A 20,578-nucleotide genomic window follows, 5' to 3' on the forward strand; every position below is an offset into this window, starting at 1 on the left:
TTGAGGTAACGCATCCGAGGGATCATTCTGGACCATATGGAGGAAGTCGCCGCAGCGGCGATCGTCGACGCCCGGGGCACGGTGACGGGATGGAGCGAAGGTGCCCAGCGGCTGACGGGTTACCCGCCCGAGGAGGTCGTGGGACGCGCGGCGCAGGATCTCCTCGCAGAGGGCACGGTACCTCCGGCGCTGACCGCTCTGACCGGCACGGTCGTGGTGCGGCATCGGGACGGGCAGCCCCTGCCGCTGCACCTGAGCGCCGTCCCCATGACCGGCCCGGACGGCGACCCGGTCGGTTTCGTGGTGGTCACCGCTTCCGCGTCCGAGGAGAACCTCCTGGTGGCCCAGGCGTTCCAGCAGGCGCCGGTGGCGCTGTCCGTCTTCGACACGGCGCAGCGCTTCCTCAGGGCCAACGACAGGGCCGGGGAGCTCATGGAGGTCGATCCGGACGGCCTCGCCGGACAGTACTTCCCTGACACCGCGGATCCGTGCGACGATCACAACCAGCGGTTCCAGAGCCATCTGCGCCAGGTCGCGGAGAGCGGCCTCCCTGTGCACTACGAGAGCTTTCGCCACAGCCCCTCGCACCTTCGCAAGCGGGCCTGGACCATCGACATGTGGCCGGTGTACACCACCTCGGACCAGGTGACCGCCGTCGCCATCTCGGCCTCGGACAACAGCGAGCAGCACTGGGCGCGCCAGCGGTTGATGCTGCTGAACGAGGCCGCCACCGCGATCGGCACCACGCTGGACGTGGTGCGGACCGCCGAGGAGCTGCTGGAGGTGGCCATTCCCCGGTTCGCCGACTTCGCCAGCGTGGACCTGATCGACTGGGTCCTCGACAAGGACGAACCCCCGAAGTCGGCCGGCGACGACATCGTGCTCCGCCGTATCGCCCACCTCTCGGTCACCGAGGGCATCCCGGAAGCGGCGGTCAGGCTGGGGGACGCGGACAGCTATCACCCGCTCTCCCCTCCCGTCAGGGCGCTGCGCGAGGGACGGGCGGTGCTGCGCAGGGCCGGGGAACCCGACTTCGACCGCTGGGTGCAGCAGCGCAACGCCCAGGCCATCGGTGATCCCGCCTTTCGCAGGGGCGCCCATTCCATGGTGACCGTGCCGTTGCGGGCCCGCGGCACCACCCTCGGTGTGGTGGTGTTCGTGCGCATCGCCACCCCGGACCCCTACGCGGCCGACGACGCCGTCCTCGCCGAGGAGCTGGCGAGCCGGGCCGCCGTCTGTTTCGACAACGCCCGCCGCTTCACCCGTGAACGGTCGACCGCGCTGGCCCTGCAGCACAGCCTGCTGCCGCGCGGGCTGGCCGAACAGGCCGCGCTCGAAGTCGCCCACCGCTACCTTCCCTCCGGATCACAGGCCGGGATCGGGGGCGACTGGTTCGATGTGATCCCGCTGTCCGGGGGGCGGGTCGCCCTTGTCGTCGGCGACGTGGTGGGGCACGGCATCCGCTCCTCCGCCACCATGGGCCGGCTGCGCACGGCCGTACGGACCCTCGCCGACGTCGACCTGCCGCCGGACGAGCTCCTCACCCACCTCGACGACCTCGTCACGCACCTGGCGGCCGACGAGAGCGGTGAGGAGGAGGTCGGCGAGCTGGGCGCCACCTGCCTGTACGCGGTCTACGACCCCGTCTCGCGGCGCCTCGCGCTGGCGGCCGCGGGCCATCCGGCGCCGGTCGTCCTGCAGCCCGACGGCGATGCCCGGCTCGTCGCCATGTCCGCCGGGCCGCCGCTCGGCGTCGGCGGACTGCCCTTCGAGGAGACGGAACTGGAGCTGCCGGAGGGCTCCTTGATCGCCCTGTACACCAATGGGCTGATCGAGGGGCGCGACCGCGATCTCGACCGCGGCGCCACCGAGCTGTGCCGTGCCTTGCAGACCTCGCGCGGCTCCCTGGACGACCTGTGCGACAAGGTCGTGAAGTCGGTGCTGTCCGACGAGCCGGGCGACGACGTCGCGTTGCTGCTGGCCCGTACCCGGGCGCTGGGCGCCGACCAGGTGGCGACCTGGGACGTGCCCCCGGACCCGGCCCAGGTCGCCATCACACGTCAGTGCGCCATCGAGCAACTGGCCGAATGGGGCCTCGGCGAGGTCGCCTTCGTCACCGAACTGGTCGTCAGCGAACTGGTGACCAACGCGATCCGCTACGGCGGGGCGCCCATCCAGCTGCGGCTGATCCGCGACCGCTCGCTGATCTGCGAGGTGACCGACGGTAGTTCCACCTCACCCCATCTGCGCCGTGCGCACGCCTTCGACGAAGGGGGCCGCGGTCTGCTGCTGGTCGCCCAGCTCACCCAGCGATGGGGGAGCCGGCAGACCAACGAGGGAAAGACGATCTGGGCCGAACAGCCCTTGCCCGCCTGACCTTTCCGGCGACGGCGAAGGGCCGCACGGGAGCACCCGTGCGGCCCTTCGCCGTGAGTGTGCTCACTTCCCGGCCGGCTCCAGCACGAAGAGGGGGATCTCACGGTCGGTCTTCTTCTGGTAGTCGGCGTACGGCGGGTAGGCCGCGACCGCCCGCTCCCACCACGCGGCCTTCTCCTCGCCCGTGACCTCACGGGCCGTCATCTCCCGGCGCTCTGGACCGTCCTGGAGCATCACCGTGGGGTGGTCCGTGACGTTGTAGTACCAGACGGGGTGCTTGGGCGCGCCGCCCAGCGAGGCGACCGCGGCGTAACGGCCCTCGTGCTCGACGCGCATCAGCGGAGTCTTCCGGATCTTGCCGCTCTTGGATCCCAGGGTCGTGAGGATGATCACCGGCAAGCCCGTGTCCTGGAGCGTCGTCCCCCGAGTGCCGCCGGAGCTCTCGTACAACTCCACCTGATCGCGCACCCACTGAGTCGGGCTGGGTTCGTACTCGCCCTCAAGAGGCATGGCATCCGTCCCATCGTCGTGTACGACTGCTGTCACGTCCGTGGTGTCCTGGTACGGGCGTTCCATACCTGGGACCACACGTCTCGAAATTCAACACCAGCCGCTCACGGTTTCATCCGCACCGCGTGTCCGACACGGCAGCCCCGACAGGGATCGGCCAGGCGCTCCCGGTGGCCGGGGCGCGATTTCGGTCAACTCGGCGTCACCAGCATGCGCACCGCGAGCGCCGCCATCACCGCGCTGGAGGCGAACGCCGTCATCAGCCGTCCGCGCGGCCCGGTCAGCGCCCTGCCGAGCAGCGCGCCGCTCCCGGCCAGCGTCAGCTGCCAACTGGCGGACGCGGCGAAGGCCGCGAGGACGAAGAGCCCCTGCTCCAGCGGCCCTGCGGAATCGGTCGTACGACTTCCGAGGACCAGCGCCGCGAAGTAGATCACGGTGGTCGGATTGAGCAGCGTGACGCCCAGCAGCCCCAGAAAGGCGCGCGCGGGTCCCGGAGGTGCCGCGGGGACCGCGGCGGCGTCTCCCGCGGAGCGGTACCTGCGCAGACCGGTCACGGCCGCGTGCAGGGCGAGGGCGGCAAGCACCAGGGCCGAGGCCCAGCGCAGGGGCTCCAGTACCGGTTGCAGGGCTGCGGCGAGCGCGGCGCCGCCGGCGGTCGCGACCAGGGCGTAGATCCCGTCGGCGCTGGCGACGCCGAGTGCGGCACACGCGCCGGTCCGCAGGGACGTGCGGGCCGTGAGGGAGACGAGGTAGGCGCCCACGGCTCCGACGGGCACGGCGATGCCGTAGCCCGCGACCAGCCCCGCGACGAGCGCGCCGGTCATGATGGTGAGAGCGAGTGCCTCCGCGGACGGCCGGGCTGCTGTCGGCGTCCCACCGGGCAGACGGCGGCGGAGGTCGGCGGCAGCAGGGCTTCGAACGTCGGCATGCGCAGATCTTGGCGAACGACGAAGGCCCGGGCAAGCGGTTTACGATGGCACTTGCGCAAGCACGCGGCGCGTCCCGGCGCCGCGGCGCCACGAGCCGGCCGACCGAGGACACGTTTCGGCCCCCAGGGCATCCGGCGGCATTCGACCGAACTTCGGGTGGCCCTGTAGATGCCTTGGGCATCTAATGGAGCTCGGCAAGAGGTGAATCTTCGCGTGCGAGGTCATTCATGATGAAACCCGCTACAACCGCGTCAGAACCGGTCACATTCCCCCAGGACCGCACCTGCCCATACCACCCGCCGACCGCCTACGATCCGTTGCGCGAGGGAAGGCCCCTGAGCCGGGTCACCCTCTACGACGGACGGGACGTGTGGGTGGTCACCGGGCACTCGGCCGCCCGTCAGCTCCTCGCCGACCCCCGGCTGTCCTCCGATCGGACCCGCGCCGCGTTCCCGATGACCAACGAGCGCTTCGCCCGCTCCCGCGACCGCAGGCTCACGCTGCTCGGAGTCGACGACCCCGAGCACCACGACCAGCGCCGCATGCTGGTGCCCAGCTTCACCGTCAAGAGGGTCACCGCGATGCGCCCGCGCATCCAGGAAACGGTCGACCGGCTGCTGTCGGACATGGTGACCGTGGGGCCGCCGGCCGAGCTGGTGCGCGCGTTCGCACTGCCCCTGCCGTCGATGGTGATCTGTGACCTGCTCGGCGTCCCCTACGCCGACCACGAGTTCTTCGAGGAGCAGTCCCGCCGGGTGCTGCGCGGCCCGTCCGCGGCCGACACCCAGGACGCCCGCGACCAGCTCGACGGATATCTCGGGGACCTGATCGACAAAAAACGCGCTGAGCCGGGGGACGGGCTGCTGGACGAGCTGATCCAGGAGCAGTTGCGCGACGGCGCGCTGGACCGGGCCCAGCTGGTCTCCCTGGCCACGCTGCTGCTGGTCGCCGGGCACGAGACGACCGCCAACATGATCTCGCTGGGCACGTTCACCCTGCTGCGCCATCCGGAGCAGCTCGCCGAACTGCGTGGCGAGCCGGAGCTGATCTCGGGCGCGGTGGAGGAACTGCTGCGCTTCTTGTCCATCGCCGACGGGCTGCTGCGGGTGGCCACCGAGGACATCGAGTTCGCGGGTGCGACCATCCGGGCCGACGAGGGCGTGCTCTTCTCCACGTCCGTCATCAACCGGGACACCGCGGCCTTTGCCCGGCCGGACACGCTGGACTGGCATCGCCCGGCCCGCCACCACGTCGCCTTCGGGTTCGGGATCCACCAGTGCCTCGGTCAGAACCTGGCCCGGGCCGAGCTGGAGATCGCCCTGCACACCCTCTTCGAGACGCTGCCCGGCCTGCGGCTCGCGGCCCCGGCGGAGCAGATCCCCTTCAAACCCGGCGACACGATCCAGGGGATGCTGGAACTCCCCGTGACCTGGTAAGAGGCTTGACTCCATGACCGGCGACATCTCCATCACGATCGACAGGGACGTCTGCATCGGTGCGGGCCAGTGTGCCCTCGCCGCGCCCGGCGTCTTCACCCAGGACGACGACGGCTACAGCGAACTGCTGCCAGGCAAGGAGGACGGCGGCGGTGACCCGCTGGTGCGGGAGGCCGCGCGCGCCTGCCCGGTGAGCGCCATCACCGTCACCGAGAAGGGGGCCGAGACCTCTCCCGCACACTGAGTCGAGTTCGCTCACGCGTCGAGGACGGCCAGGGAGAGCCGCCGCAGTCGTACGGGATCACCGATCGCCTCGTACGAGGTGACGCTGCCGTCCTCGACCGTGACCCTGAGCACCAGGAGCAACCGCCCGCGAGGGGCCACGACAACGCCCACGACCCCGTCCCCGAGCGCCACCCGGGCGAATCGGGCCCTCGCGCGCAACAGCACCGTCTGCTCGGCCACGCTCCCGGCCCCACGCAGCTCCGGTGCCCCGCCCGGTGGCAGCGCCGCGGCGTCCGCCCGCCGTACGGCATCGGGGGCCGGCACAGCGAGCAGACCGTCCAGATCACCGCCGCGCGCAGCCACCAGGAAGGCCTCGACGACCCGCCGGTGCCCGTCCAGTTCGGCAGGAGCCAGCACCGGGTTGCCGCGCACCTTGTGCCGGGCCCGGCTCGCGAGCTTCTTGGCCGCCGCGGTCGAGCGGCCGACGACGGGCGCGATCTCCTCGAACGGCACGGCGAACGAGTCGTGCAGCACGAACGCGATCCGCTCGGCGGGGGAGAGCCTGTCGAGCACCACGAGGAGGGCCGGCCCGATCGCATCCACGAGCAGCGCCTCGTCCTCGGGCCCGGGCCCGCCGCCATCGGCATGGACCTCGGCGGGTGCCTGCGGGCCGAACAGTTCCTCACGCCGGGACGCACGCGCCCGCAGCATGTCCAGGCAGATCCGCGCGACCACCGTCCGCAGCCATCCGCCGAGGTTCTCCACCTCTGCGGCGTCGACCCGTGCCAGCCGCAGCCAGGCCTCCTGAACGGCGTCCTCCGCCTCTCCGAGCGAGCCGAGCATCCGGTACGCGACCGCGCGCAACCGGCCGCGCTGTTCCTCGAACCGCCCGGCCAACTCGTCCTGCCCGTTCATGGGTCACCTTTCCTCGCCGTGCGCCGTCACCCTTCTGACGTACCCGACCGGGACGAAGTGACAGGAGAGACCCCATGGCCCACGAACGGCTCCGGCTGTTGCACCTGGACTGCAGCGCCGGCCCCGCCGACGAGTCCCTGACCCGCCGGCTCACCGCGCAGTTCGCGGAAACCTGGCGCACCCACCACGGCGCGGACGGTTACCGGCACCGCGATCTGGCCGCCGACCCGGTGCCCCCGGTGGGGCCCGCCCATGTGGCCCTCGGCAGGAGGCTGGAACGAGTGGGGGTGGTGCCCCCGGAAGCGGTCGGGCGGCTGACCGGGACCGCCGAAGAGCGGCGCGAGTGGGATCTGACCCTGCCCCTGGTCCGCGACCTGAGGTCCGCGGACACGGTGCTGCTCGGTGTGCCGATGTACAACTTCTCGGTGCCGGCCGCGCTGAAGGCCTGGATCGACCGTGTCACCTTCCCCGGCGCCTTCCTCGACGCGGATACGGGCGGCAGCGTGCTGCGGGACACCAGGGTCGTGGTGGTCATGGCACGCGGCGGTGCGTACGGGCCGGGAACGCCACGGGAGGGCTTCGACTTCCAGCGGCCCTATCTGCGCGCGTATTTCACCGAGTACGGCGTCGCCGAGGAGAACCTGCACTTCGTACAGGCGGAGATGGCCCTCGCCGGGATCGTTCCCGCACTGGCCCGGTTCCGTGAGTCGGCGGAGGCCTCGTTCGCGGCGGCCCGGGACCGGGTGATCGAACTGGCGGGCCGTGCACCGGTCCCGCTCTACCGGTAGGCCTCCAGCAGGAGACCGGCCGCCAGCCCCGCCTGCACGGCGGGTTCCGCGCTGCCCTCTATGCCGGCCGTCACCATGGCACCCTCGGCCAGCAGACACAGCTGGCCGCCCAGCGGCTCGGGCAGTTCCGCGTCGGCCACCAGGCCGGCCACATAGGCCCTGAACGCCTCCTTGTGGGCGCGCACCTGGGCGAGCACCCGGGGGGACGTGGCACCCAGCTCCCCGTACGAGTTGATCCACGCGCAGCCGCGGAAGTCGGGCTCCAGGAACCACAGCCGAAGCCAGTCGAACACCGACAGGATCCGCTCGCGAGGGTCCGTGCATCGGTCCACGTGGGTGGCCAGCCGCTGCCGCCAGGCCACGTCGCGCCGCTCCAGATAGGCCTCGACCAACTGCTCCTTGGCCGGGAACAGCTGGTACAGCCGCTTCAGCGACAACCCGGACGTACTGCGGATGTCGTCCATCCCGACGCTGTGTATGCCCCGGCCGTAGAACAGCTTCTCCGCGGCGTCCAGGGCGCGGTCCCGGGCGACTTCGCTGTCCATGTACGAGCCCTCCTGGGCGCCCTCGGGGAGAACCGACGTTCTCTACCGTAGCAGTCATTCCGGACCCGAGATCGTTCAGGGCCCGGCGGGAAGGGTCCGGCACCCCCTAGAGTGCTCGGGTGACCGAAGTCGCTTCGAAGCCCTTTCTGTACGTCGTCGTCTGCGCCTCGGGCATCGCCGAGGACATCAGCAAACTGATCACGGCCGCACAGGAGCGGGGCTGGGAGGTCGGCGTCGTCGCCACCCCCCTCGCGCTCCGCTTCTTCGACACCGGCACGGTCGAGACACTGACGGGCCGCCCGATCCGGTCCGCCTGGCGCACGCCGGGCGAAACGCGGCCGTTCCCGGCTCCGGACGCGATCGTCGTCGCACCGGCCACCTTCAACACGGTCAACAAGTGGGCCGCCGGCCTGGCGGACACCCTTGCGCTGGGCACCTTGTGCGAGGCGTACGGCCTCGGCGTCCCGATCGCGGCGCTGCCCTGTGTGAGCGAGGCGCTCGCGGCCCATCCCGCCTACCGTGCCAGCCTCGAACGGCTGGGCGGCATGGGGGTCCGGTTCGGCGCGCCCTACGCCGGGGGCACGGACAAGAAGGGCGGGCGCCCGGACTTCGGGTGGGAGCGTGCCCTCGATCTGCTCACGCCGCTGAGGTGACCCGAGGGGCGGTGGGCGTCCCACCCGGCGCCGCCGCGGCATACGGTCGCCGCAGCGGCGCCATGGGGCCTCTCGCCCTGTATATCCCATCTGTCAGGACTGGACGCTTTAGTGTCGTTCCATGACCGGAGACCGTTTCGAGCTGGCCGTTCACGATCACGGGGGCGAGGGTCCGCCCCTGCTGCTCCTGCACGGCGCCGGACGCACGCTCGCGGACTGGGCCGCCGTCGCACCCCTGCTGCTGACGCGCCACCGTGTGCTGGCCGTCGATCTGCGCGGCCACGGCCGCTCCCCGTCCGGGCCATGGCGTCTGCCCGCGGTGCTGGGGGACCTCGAGCGTGCACTGGCGGCGCACGGGATCCCCGCAGCCGTCCCCGTCGGGCACTCGCTGGGCGGTGTGCTCGCCGTGCTCTACGCGCTGGAGCACCCGGAGGTGACGCCCGGGGCCGTGAACCTCGACGGATTCGGCTGGGGGCGCCCCGACCAGTACATGGGTCTTGATCCGGACTACGTCCTGCGGCATCTGGGCCTGGTGCGGGCACTGAACGCCGAGGGACTGGGCAGGGAACTGTCCGCGGACGGGCTGAAGGAGCTTCTCGCCGAGCAGCGTGCGATGTCCGACCGGCTGGGCGTTCCCTACGAACTGCTGGAGGCGGGCGTTCTGCGCTCCGTGCACGAACGCGAGGACGGGGTTCTGGAGGTACGGCCCGGCCGGGGCGAGGCGGTGCAGATGCTCGCGGAGATCGACTCCCTCGACCTCTTCGCCCTGTTCCGCGCGATGCCCGTACCGCTGCTGCTGGTCCGCGCCCAGCGGGTGGAGCCGGCCGTGTCCGGCCTCGGCTGGTTCGAACCGATGATGGCCGCCTACGCCAAGGGGCTGGCACGGGACCTCGGTGCGCTGGCCGAGGAGCGGCACCAGCTGACCGTGGCCGCTGTCGACGCCACGCACGCCATGCTGCTGGAGAACCCCAGGGCGGTCGCGGAGACCGTCCTCGGCTTCACCGCCTGAGGGGGGTCGGTGCGGGCGGCTCCGCGGCCGTGAACTGAGAGCCGCGCGGGTTCTGGTGGGTGCACTGCGGGGACCGGGGTTCCTGGGCGCCCGGCTTGCACCGTACGGCAAGGGCGACCGGCTGTACGCCGTGGCTGCGGGGCACGGGCGGAACCGTATCGAGCGGGCGTTTTGGCGGTTGCTTGCCGACGTGTGCCGGTCGGGCGACGGTGCGCCTCCCGGTAGCGTTTTGCGCACCTTTTCACGGAACGGCTCGGTCGCTCATCGATCAACGTGTTGCGCGAGGCCCGACTGCGGCATGCCGCGGGGCTGTTGGAGGAGACCGGTCCACCGGTCGACCGCGTGCCCGGTGCCTCGGGATTCGCCGGCCCGTTCCACTTCGGCAGGCTCTTCCGTCAGTGCTTCGGAACCCCAGCCGATGCGTACCGGTCCCGAGCCGAGGCGCCGGCAGGTGAATTCCCGGGAGGACCGGACGGACGGTCCCGGAATTCAGGGCGCCGAGTTTGACTGACTCTTTGTCAAGTAGGTGCCGGGGAAGTGGGAATGGGAAAGAGAGGGGGTCTCTTGTTGGGGCAAGCCGATCTGTGAAAAGGTGTCACCGTCGGCGCGTGGACCTCGACCATTTCCGCTGCGCATACCGGCGTTGTCGTTCGCCGCCCCCTTCGAGGCAACTCTGCGGGGCGGATGTTCGAAATGCTGATGACCTCATGGGCACTTCCCGCATGGGCGGTCGGGCCGTGCCTGTTCAGGTCTGTACCGAAGAACTTCCGCGTGGGCTTTGGAGGATCGTGGACGTGCACGTGGGGGTCCAGGAAAATTCCCCCGGCCCCGTTCCTTCGTACGGCCCGACCGACGAACAGCTGGCCGCCGAGCTGAAGAAGTCGGCCGGGAAGAGACCCGTGCACCATCCCGTCGGTGAACTGCTCGACCGGCACTGGGAGTCCGCCTACGTCTACGCCCGGTTGTGCACAGACGGCGCCCATCCCGCCGGAATGCTCACCACGGCGGCGTTCACCCGGCTGTTCGAGGACTCGGCGGGCCAGGGCGGACCCACGGCCGCATGGCGGCCCCAACTACTCGTGACGGTACGGCGACTGGCCGGCCAATGGGACACCGACCACCGCCGCTCGCTCCTCCACCCGGACCTGCGGTCCCGGCCCGACAGCGCCGAGCGCGCCGCGCTGCGCCTGCTGCCGTCCGAGAACCGGCGGCTCGTGTCCCGCGCCTTTCAGCGGCTTCCCGAGCCCGCCCGCTGTCTGCTGTGGCACGTCGAGGTCGAGTGCGAGGAACCGGCCGTGCCCGCCGCCCTGTTGGGGATCGACCCGCTCGACGCGGTGATGAGGCTCGAGCGGGCGCGTGAACTGCTGCGCGAGGTCTGTCTGGACATCCACCGTGAGTCCGCCCCCGACGAGGGCTGCCGCCGCTACGCCCGGCTGCTGGACGTCTCGCTGCGCCGGAACGGCACCCCGCTCGATCCCGATCTGCGGCTGCACATGGACGGCTGTGCGCACTGCCACAACGCCGCCGAACAACTGGACGGCTTCCACAAGCGGCTCGCGCTTCTGCTTGCCGAGGGTGTGCTGGGCTGGGGTGCACAGGCCTATCTGGACGCCAAGAGCGCTCAGGCCCGGGCGGCGACTGCGTCCGCTCCCGGGCCGGTGGGGGGAGAGCCGCTGATCGACCAAGTCCACGCGACCTCGGTCCCCGAGCCGCCCGCACCCGCCGTCGTGGCACCCGACGCCCCGGGCGGCGGACTGCGGCGCTTCTCCGGTGCCGCTGCGGCCGTTGTGCGCGCCCGTTCCGCGGCCGCGCACAAGGCTTCCCGTCCCTCGCCGCACCGCCGGCAGATCGCACTCGCCGTGGCCGCTGTCAGCGCCCTCGTCCTCATACCGCTGGCGGTGTGGTCCGGCTCGAGAGCGGACGGGCAGGCCGCGACGGGCGCGGGCGCACCGTCCGGCGACCCGGGTCACGCGCCCGAAGGCGCCTCGGCTTCACCCTCCTGGGTCGGTGCCGCCGCCGATGTGCCCACCGGTGCCTTCACGGGCCGGCTCCGCCACCAGGACAGCGGCCTGTGCATCGGCCTCGACCAGCAGGGAGCGGTTGTCGGCGCGGAGGCCGTGCTCGTCTCCTGCACCTCGCCTGAGGCCCAGCAGTGGTCGTACGAGGCAGACGGTCTGCTGCGCAGCGCCACCGACCCCGGCCTGTGTCTGGACTCGCACCTCGGCTATGCGGTCCAACTCGCCGCGTGCGCGGACGAGTCGCAGGCCGAGGCGAAGAACGTGCGCTACGACATCACCCTCCAGGGCGTCATCGTGCCGCGCTGGAACCAGGGCCTCGCCCTGGCCCCGGCGGCGCCCACGGCCGACGTGGGGTTGGTGGCCAAGGCGCGCACGCAGGACGGCACCCAGCGGTGGGCGGTCGACACCCCGAGCGCGCAGCAGATGCAGTCGCTCGACCCGGCGGCCTCCGCCGCCGTGCGCGGTGACCCCTTCGCCGCGCCCTCGGACATGACCAGGATCGGGACGGAGCCGACCACCCCACCCGGGTCCGCCGCGGGGGTGGATCCGTCCTCCGACCCGGGACGGGACACGTGCCCCGCAGGGGACTGTGCGCCGGGCGACCAGGGCGACCAGGGCGACCAGGGCGATCAGGGCGATCAGGGCGATCACGGGGAGTGGGGAGACGGAGACCACGACGGCCGGGGGTCGTACCGGGGCTGGGGCCGTCACCACTGAGCCGCGCGTCCCGCGACGTCACTCCTCGAGCAGGTTCAGCTCCGCCCAGATCGTCTTGCCATCCGGGGTGTGGCGGCTGCCCCAGCGCTGGGTGAGCTGGGCGACCAGGAGCAGGCCGCGACCGCCCTCGTCGTAGGTCCTGGCCCTTCGCAGATGCGGGGCGGTGTGGCTGCCGTCCGAAACCTCGCAGATCAGCGTGGCGGTGTCATGGATCAGCCGGAGCCGGATCGGCTGCTCGCCGTACCGGACGGCGTTGGTGACCAGTTCGCTGACCACCAGCTCGGCCGTGAACAGGGCCTCGCTCAGCCCCCATGCCGCGAGCCGGCCGACCACCTCCTTGCGGATCGCCGCGATGCGTGACGGCTGTGAGGGCACAGACCAGGTCGCGACCCGTTCGGCGGACAGCTCCCGGGTGCGGGCGACCAGCAGCGCCACATCGTCGGCCGTCCCGTCGACGGGCAGCAGGGCGCGCAGGATCCGGTCGCAGGCGTCATCCAGCGAGTCCGCGGCCGATGCGGCCTCCTGGTCCGCCGGTGCCCCGGAGAGCGCCCCGTACAGCAGCAGGCGCCCGGCGTCGACGTCATGGTCGCGGGTCTCGATCAGCCCGTCGGTGTACAGGCCGAGCACGGTGCCCTCGGGCAGGACGATCTCTGCCGACTCGAACGGCTGCCCGCCGAGGCCCAGCGGGGGGCCGCCGGGCAGCTTGATGTCCCGGGGCGACTGGCCCGGCGCCATCATCACCGGCGAGGGGTGGCCGGCACGCGCGAGCGTGCACCGGCGTGAGACCGGGTCGTACACCGCATACAGGCAGGTGGCACCCACTTCGCCTGTCGTACTGTCCTGTCCCGCCTCCTTGGAGAGCTGCACGACCAGGTCGTCGAGATGGGTGAGCAGCTCGTCCGGTGCCAGATCGATGTCGGCGAGCGTCCGCACCGCGGTGCGCAGCCGTCCCATCGTCGCCGAGGCCTGGATGCCGTGGCCGACGACGTCGCCCACGACCATGGCGACCCGCATCCCGGACAGCGGGATCAGATCGAACCAGTCGCCCCCCACTCCGGCGCGTGCGGCCGGCAGATAGCGGGAGGCCGCCTCCAGCGCGGCGGTCCGTGGCAGGCTGCGCGGCAGCAGGCTGCGCTGAAGAGCGAGCGCCGTTCTGCGTTCGCGCGAGAAGCGGCGGGCGTTGTCGATGCAGACGGCGGCACGAGCCGTGATCTCCTCGGCGAGGAGCACGTCGTCGGGGGTGAAGGGGTCCAGTCGGCGGTAGCGCGTGAGCACGGCCACGCCGAGCGTCCCGCCACGGGCGAGGACCGGCACCGACATGGTCGAGTGCACACCGAACTCGCGCACCCATCGGCGACGGGCAGGGTCCCAGTCGAGCCACTTGGTGAGCATGGTGGCCGCGTCGGCCACGACCGTCGTCCGACGGGCCATCAGTGACTCAGTCTGCGGTGAGCCCTCGGGGTAGACGCCGATCCCACCCGGCTCGACCAGTACCTCGGGAGAGCCGGGGGTCACGGACTGATGGGCGGCCCGGCGCAGAGCGATCGGTGCGGTGAGCGAACTCGGATAGGTCTCGGACCCGTCGGTCGGCGGATCCAGCAGATCCACGGCCACGAAGTCCGCGAGAGCGGGCACACAGACGTCGGCGAGCTCCTGGGCCGTGCGGGTCACGTCGAGCGTGGTGCCGATGCGCACGCTCGCCTCGTTGACCAGCTGGAGTCGCTCGCGTGCCAGGTAGTGCTCGGTGAAGTCGTGCGAGGCGATGCACACACCGAGCACCCGGCCGTCACCGTCCGTCAGAGGGGCGTACCGAACCAGCCAGGCGTGTGCGCTGTCCTCGCCGCTCGAGCGCAGGTAGGTCTGCACATCGCGTCCCTGCCCGCTCTCCAGGACCTCGCGCGCCCGGTCCTCGAGGGACTCGATCTCGGGCGTAGGACTGACCTCGGAGATCCGAAGACCGCGGATGCGCTCCGAGGGCAGCCCGATCACACCGGACATCGCCTCGTTGACGCCGCACAGACGCAGGTCGTGGTCACAGACCGCGATGGCACACGGCAGGTACGTCATCGCACTTCGGACCAGCGCATCCTGCGCGGGACGCGCTCCGTCGTCCAGCGGTGCGACCACGAGCCAGCCGCCGTCTCGCTCGGGTGGGCGGTGATTGGCGAGCAGCCACACCGACAAACTGTGGCCGTCCCGATGCCGCAGCTCGACCGTGCCGCTCCACCGGACTCCGCCCGGCGGGTGCGGCGGCACGGGGCTGCCCGGGACGAGCAGCTCGGCGGCGGGACGGCCCACAGGCTCGTCCTGCTCATAGCCGAGCAGCCGGCGGGCGTGCTCGTTCCACTGAGCCAGGATGCCGTTGTCGTCGACGACTGCCCGAGCCGTGGCCGCCTCGCCTGAGGGATGGACCGGGCTCATCGACCCCACTCCCTTGAGCGAACTCCCAGTGACCAAGCGCATCACTCGTGTTTCCAGCGTAGTGCGTGGCCGGATTTCGTACCGAGCGGATGTGACCCGCGCGCCAGAAGTGTGGGGACGGACCCTTGACGCACGACTGTGCCCCACCGTCAGAATCTGTTTGGTCACGATCAGTTGTGAGTACTTCTGGGCCCTGATGAGGGAGAGCCGCCATGACGGTCACTCGCAGATCGATATTGATCGCCGGTACGGCAGCCCCGGCAGCCGGCGCATTTCCAGGAGCCGCCGTCGAGGAGGCCGCGGCGGCCACGGGCACACCGGGCCGCCGGATCGTCGCGCTGCGCGACGGCTGGCGGTTCGCGCTGGTGGACCCGGGCGGTGTCACCGACCCGACGGGCGCGTACGCGGACGCCGCCGCCCCCGGTTACGACGACTCGGGGTGGCGCCAGGTCGCCGTGCCGCACGACTGGAGCACCGAGCAGACACCCACCACGGAACACGGCACCACCAGCGGCACGGGCTTCTTTCCCGGCGGCCTCGGCTGGTACCGCATCGCCTTCACTCTGCCGCCCGGCTCGGCCGGCAAACGGATCTCGGTGGAGTTCGACGGCGTCTACATGGACTCGTACGTCTACTGCAACGGCACCGAGGCCGGCAGGCACCCGTACGGCTACACGGGCTTCGCCCTCGACCTGACCGATCTGGTGCACACCGACGGCACCACCGAGAACGTCATCGCGGTCAAGGTCCAGAACCAGCTGCCCAGCAGCCGCTGGTACTCGGGCAGCGGCATCTACCGCGAGGCCCGTCTCGTGATCACCGAGCCCGTGCACATCGCACGCTGGGGCACCTATGTGACGACACCGGAGATCACCGCGTCGCGGGCGGTCGTGCGGGTGCGGACCTCGGTGGTCAACGACTCGGGCGCCGCCAAGGAGGTGGAGGTCCGATCAAGGATCACGGACCCCGACGGCCGTACCGTCGCCCGTACGTCGTCCACGGTGTCCGTCACCGGCACGACGACCGAGACCCATGAACTGACCGTCCCGAAGCCCCGGTTGTGGGACTTCTCGACCCCGCGGCGCTACACCCTGGAGACCGAGCTGCGGGTGGGCCGCACGAGCACGGACACCTACCGCACCACCTTCGGCATCCGCTCCTACCGCTTCGACCCCGACGAGGGCTTCCACCTCAACGGAGCCCACGCCAAGATCAAGGGCGTCGACCTCCACCACGACCTGGGCGCCCTCGGCGCCGCGATCAGCATCGACGCCGTACGCCGGCAGATGACCATCATGAAGTCGATGGGCGTCAACGCCTTCCGCACCTCGCACAACCCGCCCTCACCGGAGATGATCCAGGTCTGCGAGGAGCTGGGCATCGTCATGATGGTGGAGGCCTTCGACTGCTGGCACACCGGCAAGACGACCTACGACTACCACCGGTTCTTCGACGACTGGTGCGAGAGGGACGCCACCGAGATGGTGCTGGCGGCCCGCAATTCCCCGGCCGTGGTGCTGTGGTCGATCGGCAACGAGGTCCCCGATTCCACCTCCACCGCCGGGCTCGCCATGGCCGACCGGATCATCACCGCCATCCGCGCGGCGGACGACACCCGGCCCCTTGTCATCGGCTCGGACAAATACCGGAGCCTTCCGGCCAAGGGCTCGGCAGCCGATCTGATGCTCGCCAAGCTCGACGGGCTCGGCCTGAACTACAACACCGCCAAGTCCGTGGACGCACTGCACGCCGCCTATCCGCACCTGTTCCTCTTCGAGTCGGAGTCGTCGTCGGAGACCTCGACCCGGGGCGCCTACCAGGAGCCCGAGCACCTCAACACCGGCGAGAACCACACGCCCGGCAGACGTGAGACCTCCTCCTACGACAACAACCTCGCCTCCTGGACGATGAGCGGTGAGTACGGGCACAAGAAGGACCGGGACCGCAAGTGGTTCGCCGGCCAGTTCCTGTGGTCGGGCATCGACTACATCGGCGAGCCCACGCCGTACAACGTCTTCCCGGTCAAGGCCTCCTTCTTCGGTGCCGTCGACACGGCGGGATTCCCCAAGGACATGTACCACCTGTTCCGGAGCCAGTGGACGAGTGAGCCCATGGTCCATCTGGTGCCGATGAGCTGGAACCACGAGGCGGGCGAAACCGTCGAGGTGTGGGCGTACGCGAACGTCGACACCGTCGAACTGTTCCTGAACGGAAAGTCGCTGGGGACGCGGACGTTCGACACGAAGACGACCACGGACGGGCGGACGTACCTGGAGACCACCGAGGAGACCGGCGACGACAAGACCTTCACGGACGGTCCCCACCCCGGCAGCTACACGAGCCCCAACGGCGGTGCGGGCAAGCTCCACCTCACCTGGAAAGTGCCCTACAGGCCCGGAGAGTTGAAGGCCGTGGGGCGACGCAAGGGCAAGGTCGTCGCCACCGACGTCCTGCGAACGGCGGGTGCCGCGCACGCACTTCGCCTCACGCCCGACCGTTCGTCGCTCGCCGCCGACGGCCGCTCGCTCCTCTTCGTGACGGCCGAAGTCGTCGACGCCCATGGCGTGGTGGTGCCCGACGCCGAGCAGCTGATCAGCTTCGAGGTCACCGGCGGATCCCTCGCGGGCCTGGACAACGGACGGGAGGAGAGCGCCGAGCGGTACCAGGCGAGTACCCGAACCGCTTTCCACGGCAAGGCACTTGCCATCGTGCGGACCGGCACCGAGGAGGGCCGGCTGAAGGTGACGGCCCGTGCCGACGGGCTGCGTACGGCCACCACCACCGTACGCACCACCAGCGCCTCCTCGAGGGCGACCACCCCGGCGCCCGTGTTCGAGCCCGACCACCCGGCGGCCGCCACCTACCCCCTGGCGGACGCCGGTTACTCGGGCCGCACCGACACGCTGCCCGCCGCCATGCTCGACGGCAACCCGGCCACCGGCTGGTCCAACGCCTTCGCCAAGTCGGCCACCGCCCTGCTGCCCGCGTTCAACGGTGCCCGGGCGAAGGACTGGGTCTCGGTGGACTGGGGCCGGACCCGGCGCTTCGACCGCGTCGAGGTGTCCTTCACGCTCGACGCGACCCACGGCCTTCCCGCCTCGGTCGAGGTGTCGGTCTGGGACGGCAGGCGGTACACACCCGTCGAGGGTGCGGTCGTGGACTGGGCCACGGCGTCCGACTCGCCCACCGTGATCACTTTCGACGCGGTCCGCGGTTCACGCGTCCGTCTCCTCCTCACCAGCGCCCACCCTGGTGCCTCCGACGGCGCGGTGCGCATCAGCAGGCTGGAGGTGCCCGTCGGCTGACGCACCGTCACGACGGTGCGCGGTGAGCGTGTACCGCCGGGCAGGGGAGAGCGGCTGCCGTACCTCGACGTACTCGCCGTGGGGCAGCCGCTTGACCATGCCGGTCTCGCGTCCGTGCTCCACCAGCTCGCGGTCCTGGGCCTGGAGTGCCAGACAGATACGCCGGGTCACGACGAAGACCAGGACCGGGACGACCAGTACCGCGATCCTGATGGTCCACGTCAGCGCATTGATGGACAGATGCAGATGCGTGGCCAGGATGTCGTTGCCGCCACCCGCGAGAAGGATCAGATAGATGCTGAGCCATGCGGTGCCCAGCGCCGTGCGGAGGGGCCGGTTGCGCGGCCCGTCCAGCAGATGGTGTTCGCGTGTGTCCTTGGCGACCCATGCCTCCACGAACGGGTAGACCCCGATGAGGACCAGCAACAGGGGGAACACCACCACCGGGATCAGAACGCCGAGGATCAGCGTGTGTCCGCCCACGGTGATCTCCCAGCCGGGCATGATGCGGACCAGCCCCTCGGCGAAGCCCAGATACCAGTCCGGCTGGGCCCCCGTGGACACCTGGTCGGTGCGGAAGGGCCCGTAGGTCCAGACGGGATTGATCGTGGCCACCGCGGAGACGAGCGCGATCACCCCGAAGACCAGGAAGAAGAAGCCGCCCGCCTTCGCCAGGTAGACCGGGAAGAAGGGGGCGCCCACGACGTTGCGTTCCGTCTTCCCAGGACCGGCGAACTGCGTGTGCTTGTGGTAGACGACCAGCAGTACGTGGGTGACGACGAGTGCCGCCATGATCCCCGGGACGAGCAGCACATGGAGGGAGTAGAAGCGGGAGACGATGTCGTGGCCGGGGAACTGCCCGCCGAAGACGAACATCGACAGATACGTGCCCACGATCGGCACCGACAGCAGGGCGCCGTTGACGAACCGCAGTCCGGACCCCGACAGAGCGTCGTCGGGCAGGGAGTAGCCGAACAGCCCCTCGAAGATGCCGAGGACGAGCAGCAGCCAGCCGAACAGCCAGTTCACCTCGCGCGGCTTGCGGAACGAGCCGGTGAAGAAGTGACGCATCATGTGCGTCAGCATCGCCGCCACGAAGATCAGTGCCGCCCAGTGGTGGATCTGCCGGATCAGCAGACCGCCGCGCACGTCGAAGCTGATGTGGAGTGTCGAGGCGTACGCGTCGGACATGCGGATGCCGTTCAACGGCACATAACCGCCGTGGTAGGTCACCTCGGTGGTCGACGGGTGGAAGAAGAGCGTGAGATAGATGCCGGTGAGCACCAGCACCACGAAGCTGTAGAGGCATATCTCGCCGAGCAGGAACGACCAGTGGTCGGGGAAGACCTTGCGCAGGTACTTCCGGCCCAGCGAGTGGATGCCGAGCCGCCCGTCGAACCAGTCCGCGACGCGCTGCCCGGAGGAGGCAGGTGCGGACCGTCGTCCGTCTGTCGTCATGCCGACACCTCCTCGGCCGTGGTACCCGCGTCACGTCGTACGTGCGTGAGCTTGTCGGGGTTGGTGACGATGAAGACGTCCGAGATCTGTTCGCCGTCGGGCGTCAGATCCATGACCATCACCGCGTACGGGGCGTCTCCGTCGAACACCACCGCGGAGTCGTCGCCGTTGACCCGGCGGTAGCGGATGTCGAGGCCCGACCCGCGCCGGGTGGCGTAACCCGCCAGCAGACGTGCGGCCTTGTCGCGGCCGCGCACGGGCCGCAGGCCGGCCGCCGCCTTACCGCCGCCGTCCGCCCATACGGTGACGTCCGGTGCCAGGATCTCCATCAGCGCGACGATGTCCCCGCCGAGCGAGGCCCGGACGAAGCGCTCGGTCGCCTCTTGACGCACTCGTGGATGCGCCCGGTAGCGCGGGCGCCGGGCGTGGACGTGTGCTCGGGCGCGGTGCGCGAGCTGGCGAACGGCAGCGGGACTGCGGTCCAGGACGTTCGCGATCTCCGTATGGGCGTACCCGAACACCTCGTGGAGGACGAACACCGCCCGTTCCAAAGGGGTCAGGGACTCCAGCACCACGAGCAGCGCCATCGAGACCGACTCCGAGCGCACCGCACGCTCGGCCGATTCGTCGGGTGCCGCCTCGTCGAGCAGGGGCTCGGGGAGCCAGGGGCCCACATAGGTCTCGCGGCGGCGCGCGATGGCGGCACGTCGCGCGAGCGCGTGGTTGACCGCGATGCGGACCAGATAGGCGCGTGGGTTGTCGATGCGGTCGGCTTGGGCGTGAGCCGTGCGGCCGGTCCACGACAGCCAGGTTTCCTGAAGAACGTCTTCGGTGTCGGCGACGCTGCCGAGCATGTTGTAGACGATCGCGAAGACGAGTTCGCGATGGTCGACGAACACCTGGGTCGCGGTGCCGGCCTGGTCGCCTGCCGGGTGATCGGTCCTTTCGGGCATGACGGTCCTCCCTGAGGTGCGCTCCTCCAGTGCGACTCCCGGAAGGGGGCCGAATGTGACACGACACGGCCCGACGTGACGCAGATCTCACCCGCCGGTTGCCTCCGTGGGTCGCGGAGCCGGGCGCCGGCCGCCGCGGCGGTACTTGCCCGAGGGGCCGCGGCGACACTTGCGGTACCGCTCGCACCCGGCGGAGAGGTCGGTGACCACGGACTGGTCGGACAGCTCGGCCGACGCGCGATTCGCCCGCGCCATCGCGGTCGCGTACATGTTCGGATGTACGCGAGTGGCGCCCGAGTGCGCAGGCCGGCCAGGCGGCG

The 20,578-nt window shown here is 70.7% G+C and carries 16 protein-coding genes; 9 read left to right on the top strand and 7 right to left on the bottom strand.

Translation table 11 applies throughout. The features are described from left to right. Positions 1-36 precede the first annotated feature (36 nt). A complete protein-coding gene (locus tag RCR19_RS36055) occupies positions 37-2,376 on the top strand; it encodes a SpoIIE family protein phosphatase (protein WP_331268946.1) in 2,340 nt (779 codons plus the stop codon). Between the two features lie 63 nt (positions 2,377-2,439). On the opposite strand, the gene RCR19_RS36060 is transcribed toward RCR19_RS36055, so the two are convergent. Both RCR19_RS36060 and RCR19_RS36065 read right to left on the bottom strand, forming a co-directional pair. Continuing rightward, positions 2,440-2,886 carry a nitroreductase family deazaflavin-dependent oxidoreductase gene (locus RCR19_RS36060; protein WP_331269649.1) on the bottom strand — a complete coding sequence of 149 codons (447 nt, stop codon included), beginning with the start codon at positions 2,884-2,886 and terminating at the stop codon, positions 2,440-2,442. 191 nt (positions 2,887-3,077) lie between these two features. After that, complete coding sequence (locus tag RCR19_RS36065; RefSeq protein ID WP_331268947.1) at positions 3,078-3,710, bottom strand: LysE family transporter; 633 nt, start codon at positions 3,708-3,710, stop codon at positions 3,078-3,080. Positions 3,711-4,042: 332 nt separating this feature from the next. On the opposite strand from RCR19_RS36065, the gene RCR19_RS36070 reads away from it, so the two are divergent. Both RCR19_RS36070 and RCR19_RS36075 read left to right on the top strand, forming a co-directional pair. Further along, a complete protein-coding gene (locus tag RCR19_RS36070) occupies positions 4,043-5,251 on the top strand; it encodes a cytochrome P450 (protein ID WP_331268948.1) in 1,209 nt (402 codons plus the stop codon). Between the two features lie 25 nt (positions 5,252-5,276). Continuing rightward, on the top strand, positions 5,277-5,495 hold the full coding sequence (locus RCR19_RS36075) for a ferredoxin (protein ID WP_059129761.1): 219 nt from the start codon (positions 5,277-5,279) through the stop codon (positions 5,493-5,495). A gap of 11 nt (positions 5,496-5,506) precedes the next feature. Here the strand turns inward: RCR19_RS36075 and RCR19_RS36080 are convergent, their stop codons facing one another. Further along, on the bottom strand, positions 5,507-6,391 hold the full coding sequence (locus tag RCR19_RS36080; protein WP_331268949.1) for a sigma-70 family RNA polymerase sigma factor: 885 nt from the start codon (positions 6,389-6,391) through the stop codon (positions 5,507-5,509). A 74-nt stretch (positions 6,392-6,465) separates the two neighbouring features. Between RCR19_RS36080 and RCR19_RS36085 the strand changes: the two genes are divergently transcribed. Beyond that, entirely contained in the window at positions 6,466-7,179 is a 714-nt protein-coding gene (locus tag RCR19_RS36085; RefSeq protein ID WP_331268950.1) for an NAD(P)H-dependent oxidoreductase, read from the top strand. On the opposite strand, the gene RCR19_RS36090 is transcribed toward RCR19_RS36085, so the two are convergent. Next, positions 7,170-7,724 (bottom strand): helix-turn-helix domain-containing protein, encoded by a 555-nt coding sequence (locus RCR19_RS36090; protein WP_331268951.1) that lies wholly within the window; start codon positions 7,722-7,724, stop codon positions 7,170-7,172. The genes RCR19_RS36085 and RCR19_RS36090 overlap by 10 nt on opposite strands. Positions 7,725-7,843: 119 nt before the next feature. Between RCR19_RS36090 and RCR19_RS36095 the strand changes: the two genes are divergently transcribed. From RCR19_RS36095 to RCR19_RS36110, 4 genes are all read left to right on the top strand, one after another. Beyond that, complete coding sequence (locus RCR19_RS36095; RefSeq protein WP_331268952.1) at positions 7,844-8,377, top strand: flavoprotein; 534 nt, start codon at positions 7,844-7,846, stop codon at positions 8,375-8,377. A 121-nt stretch (positions 8,378-8,498) separates the two neighbouring features. Next, positions 8,499-9,386 carry an alpha/beta hydrolase gene (locus RCR19_RS36100; protein ID WP_331268953.1) on the top strand — a complete coding sequence of 296 codons (888 nt, stop codon included), beginning with the start codon at positions 8,499-8,501 and terminating at the stop codon, positions 9,384-9,386. Between the two features lie 273 nt (positions 9,387-9,659). Beyond that, entirely contained in the window at positions 9,660-9,893 is a 234-nt protein-coding gene (locus tag RCR19_RS36105) for a helix-turn-helix domain-containing protein (RefSeq protein WP_331268954.1), read from the top strand. Between the two features lie 281 nt (positions 9,894-10,174). Further along, complete coding sequence (locus tag RCR19_RS36110) at positions 10,175-12,121, top strand: ricin-type beta-trefoil lectin domain protein (RefSeq protein ID WP_331268955.1); 1,947 nt, start codon at positions 10,175-10,177, stop codon at positions 12,119-12,121. Between the two features lie 18 nt (positions 12,122-12,139). Here RCR19_RS36110 and RCR19_RS36115 read toward each other — a convergent pair whose 3' ends face one another. Beyond that, a complete protein-coding gene (locus tag RCR19_RS36115) occupies positions 12,140-14,542 on the bottom strand; it encodes a SpoIIE family protein phosphatase (protein ID WP_331268956.1) in 2,403 nt (800 codons plus the stop codon). A gap of 212 nt (positions 14,543-14,754) precedes the next feature. Between RCR19_RS36115 and RCR19_RS36120 the strand changes: the two genes are divergently transcribed. Further along, a complete protein-coding gene (locus RCR19_RS36120; RefSeq protein ID WP_331268957.1) occupies positions 14,755-17,847 on the top strand; it encodes a glycoside hydrolase family 2 TIM barrel-domain containing protein in 3,093 nt (1,030 codons plus the stop codon). On the opposite strand, the gene RCR19_RS36125 is transcribed toward RCR19_RS36120, so the two are convergent. Beyond that, positions 17,758-19,305: a cytochrome bc complex cytochrome b subunit gene (locus RCR19_RS36125; RefSeq protein ID WP_331268958.1), complete on the bottom strand. Its 1,548-nt coding sequence runs from the start codon at positions 19,303-19,305 to the stop codon at positions 17,758-17,760. The genes RCR19_RS36120 and RCR19_RS36125 overlap by 90 nt on opposite strands. Then, positions 19,302-20,258 (bottom strand): RNA polymerase sigma factor SigJ, encoded by a 957-nt coding sequence (sigJ, locus tag RCR19_RS36130; RefSeq protein ID WP_331268959.1) that lies wholly within the window; start codon positions 20,256-20,258, stop codon positions 19,302-19,304. The genes RCR19_RS36125 and sigJ overlap by 4 nt, the downstream gene beginning before the upstream one ends. Positions 20,259-20,578: the final 320 nt, after the last annotated feature.

It is taken from the genome of Streptomyces sp. WAC07094 (assembly GCF_036320405.1).
Lineage (GTDB): Bacteria > Actinomycetota > Actinomycetes > Streptomycetales > Streptomycetaceae > Streptomyces > Streptomyces lannensis.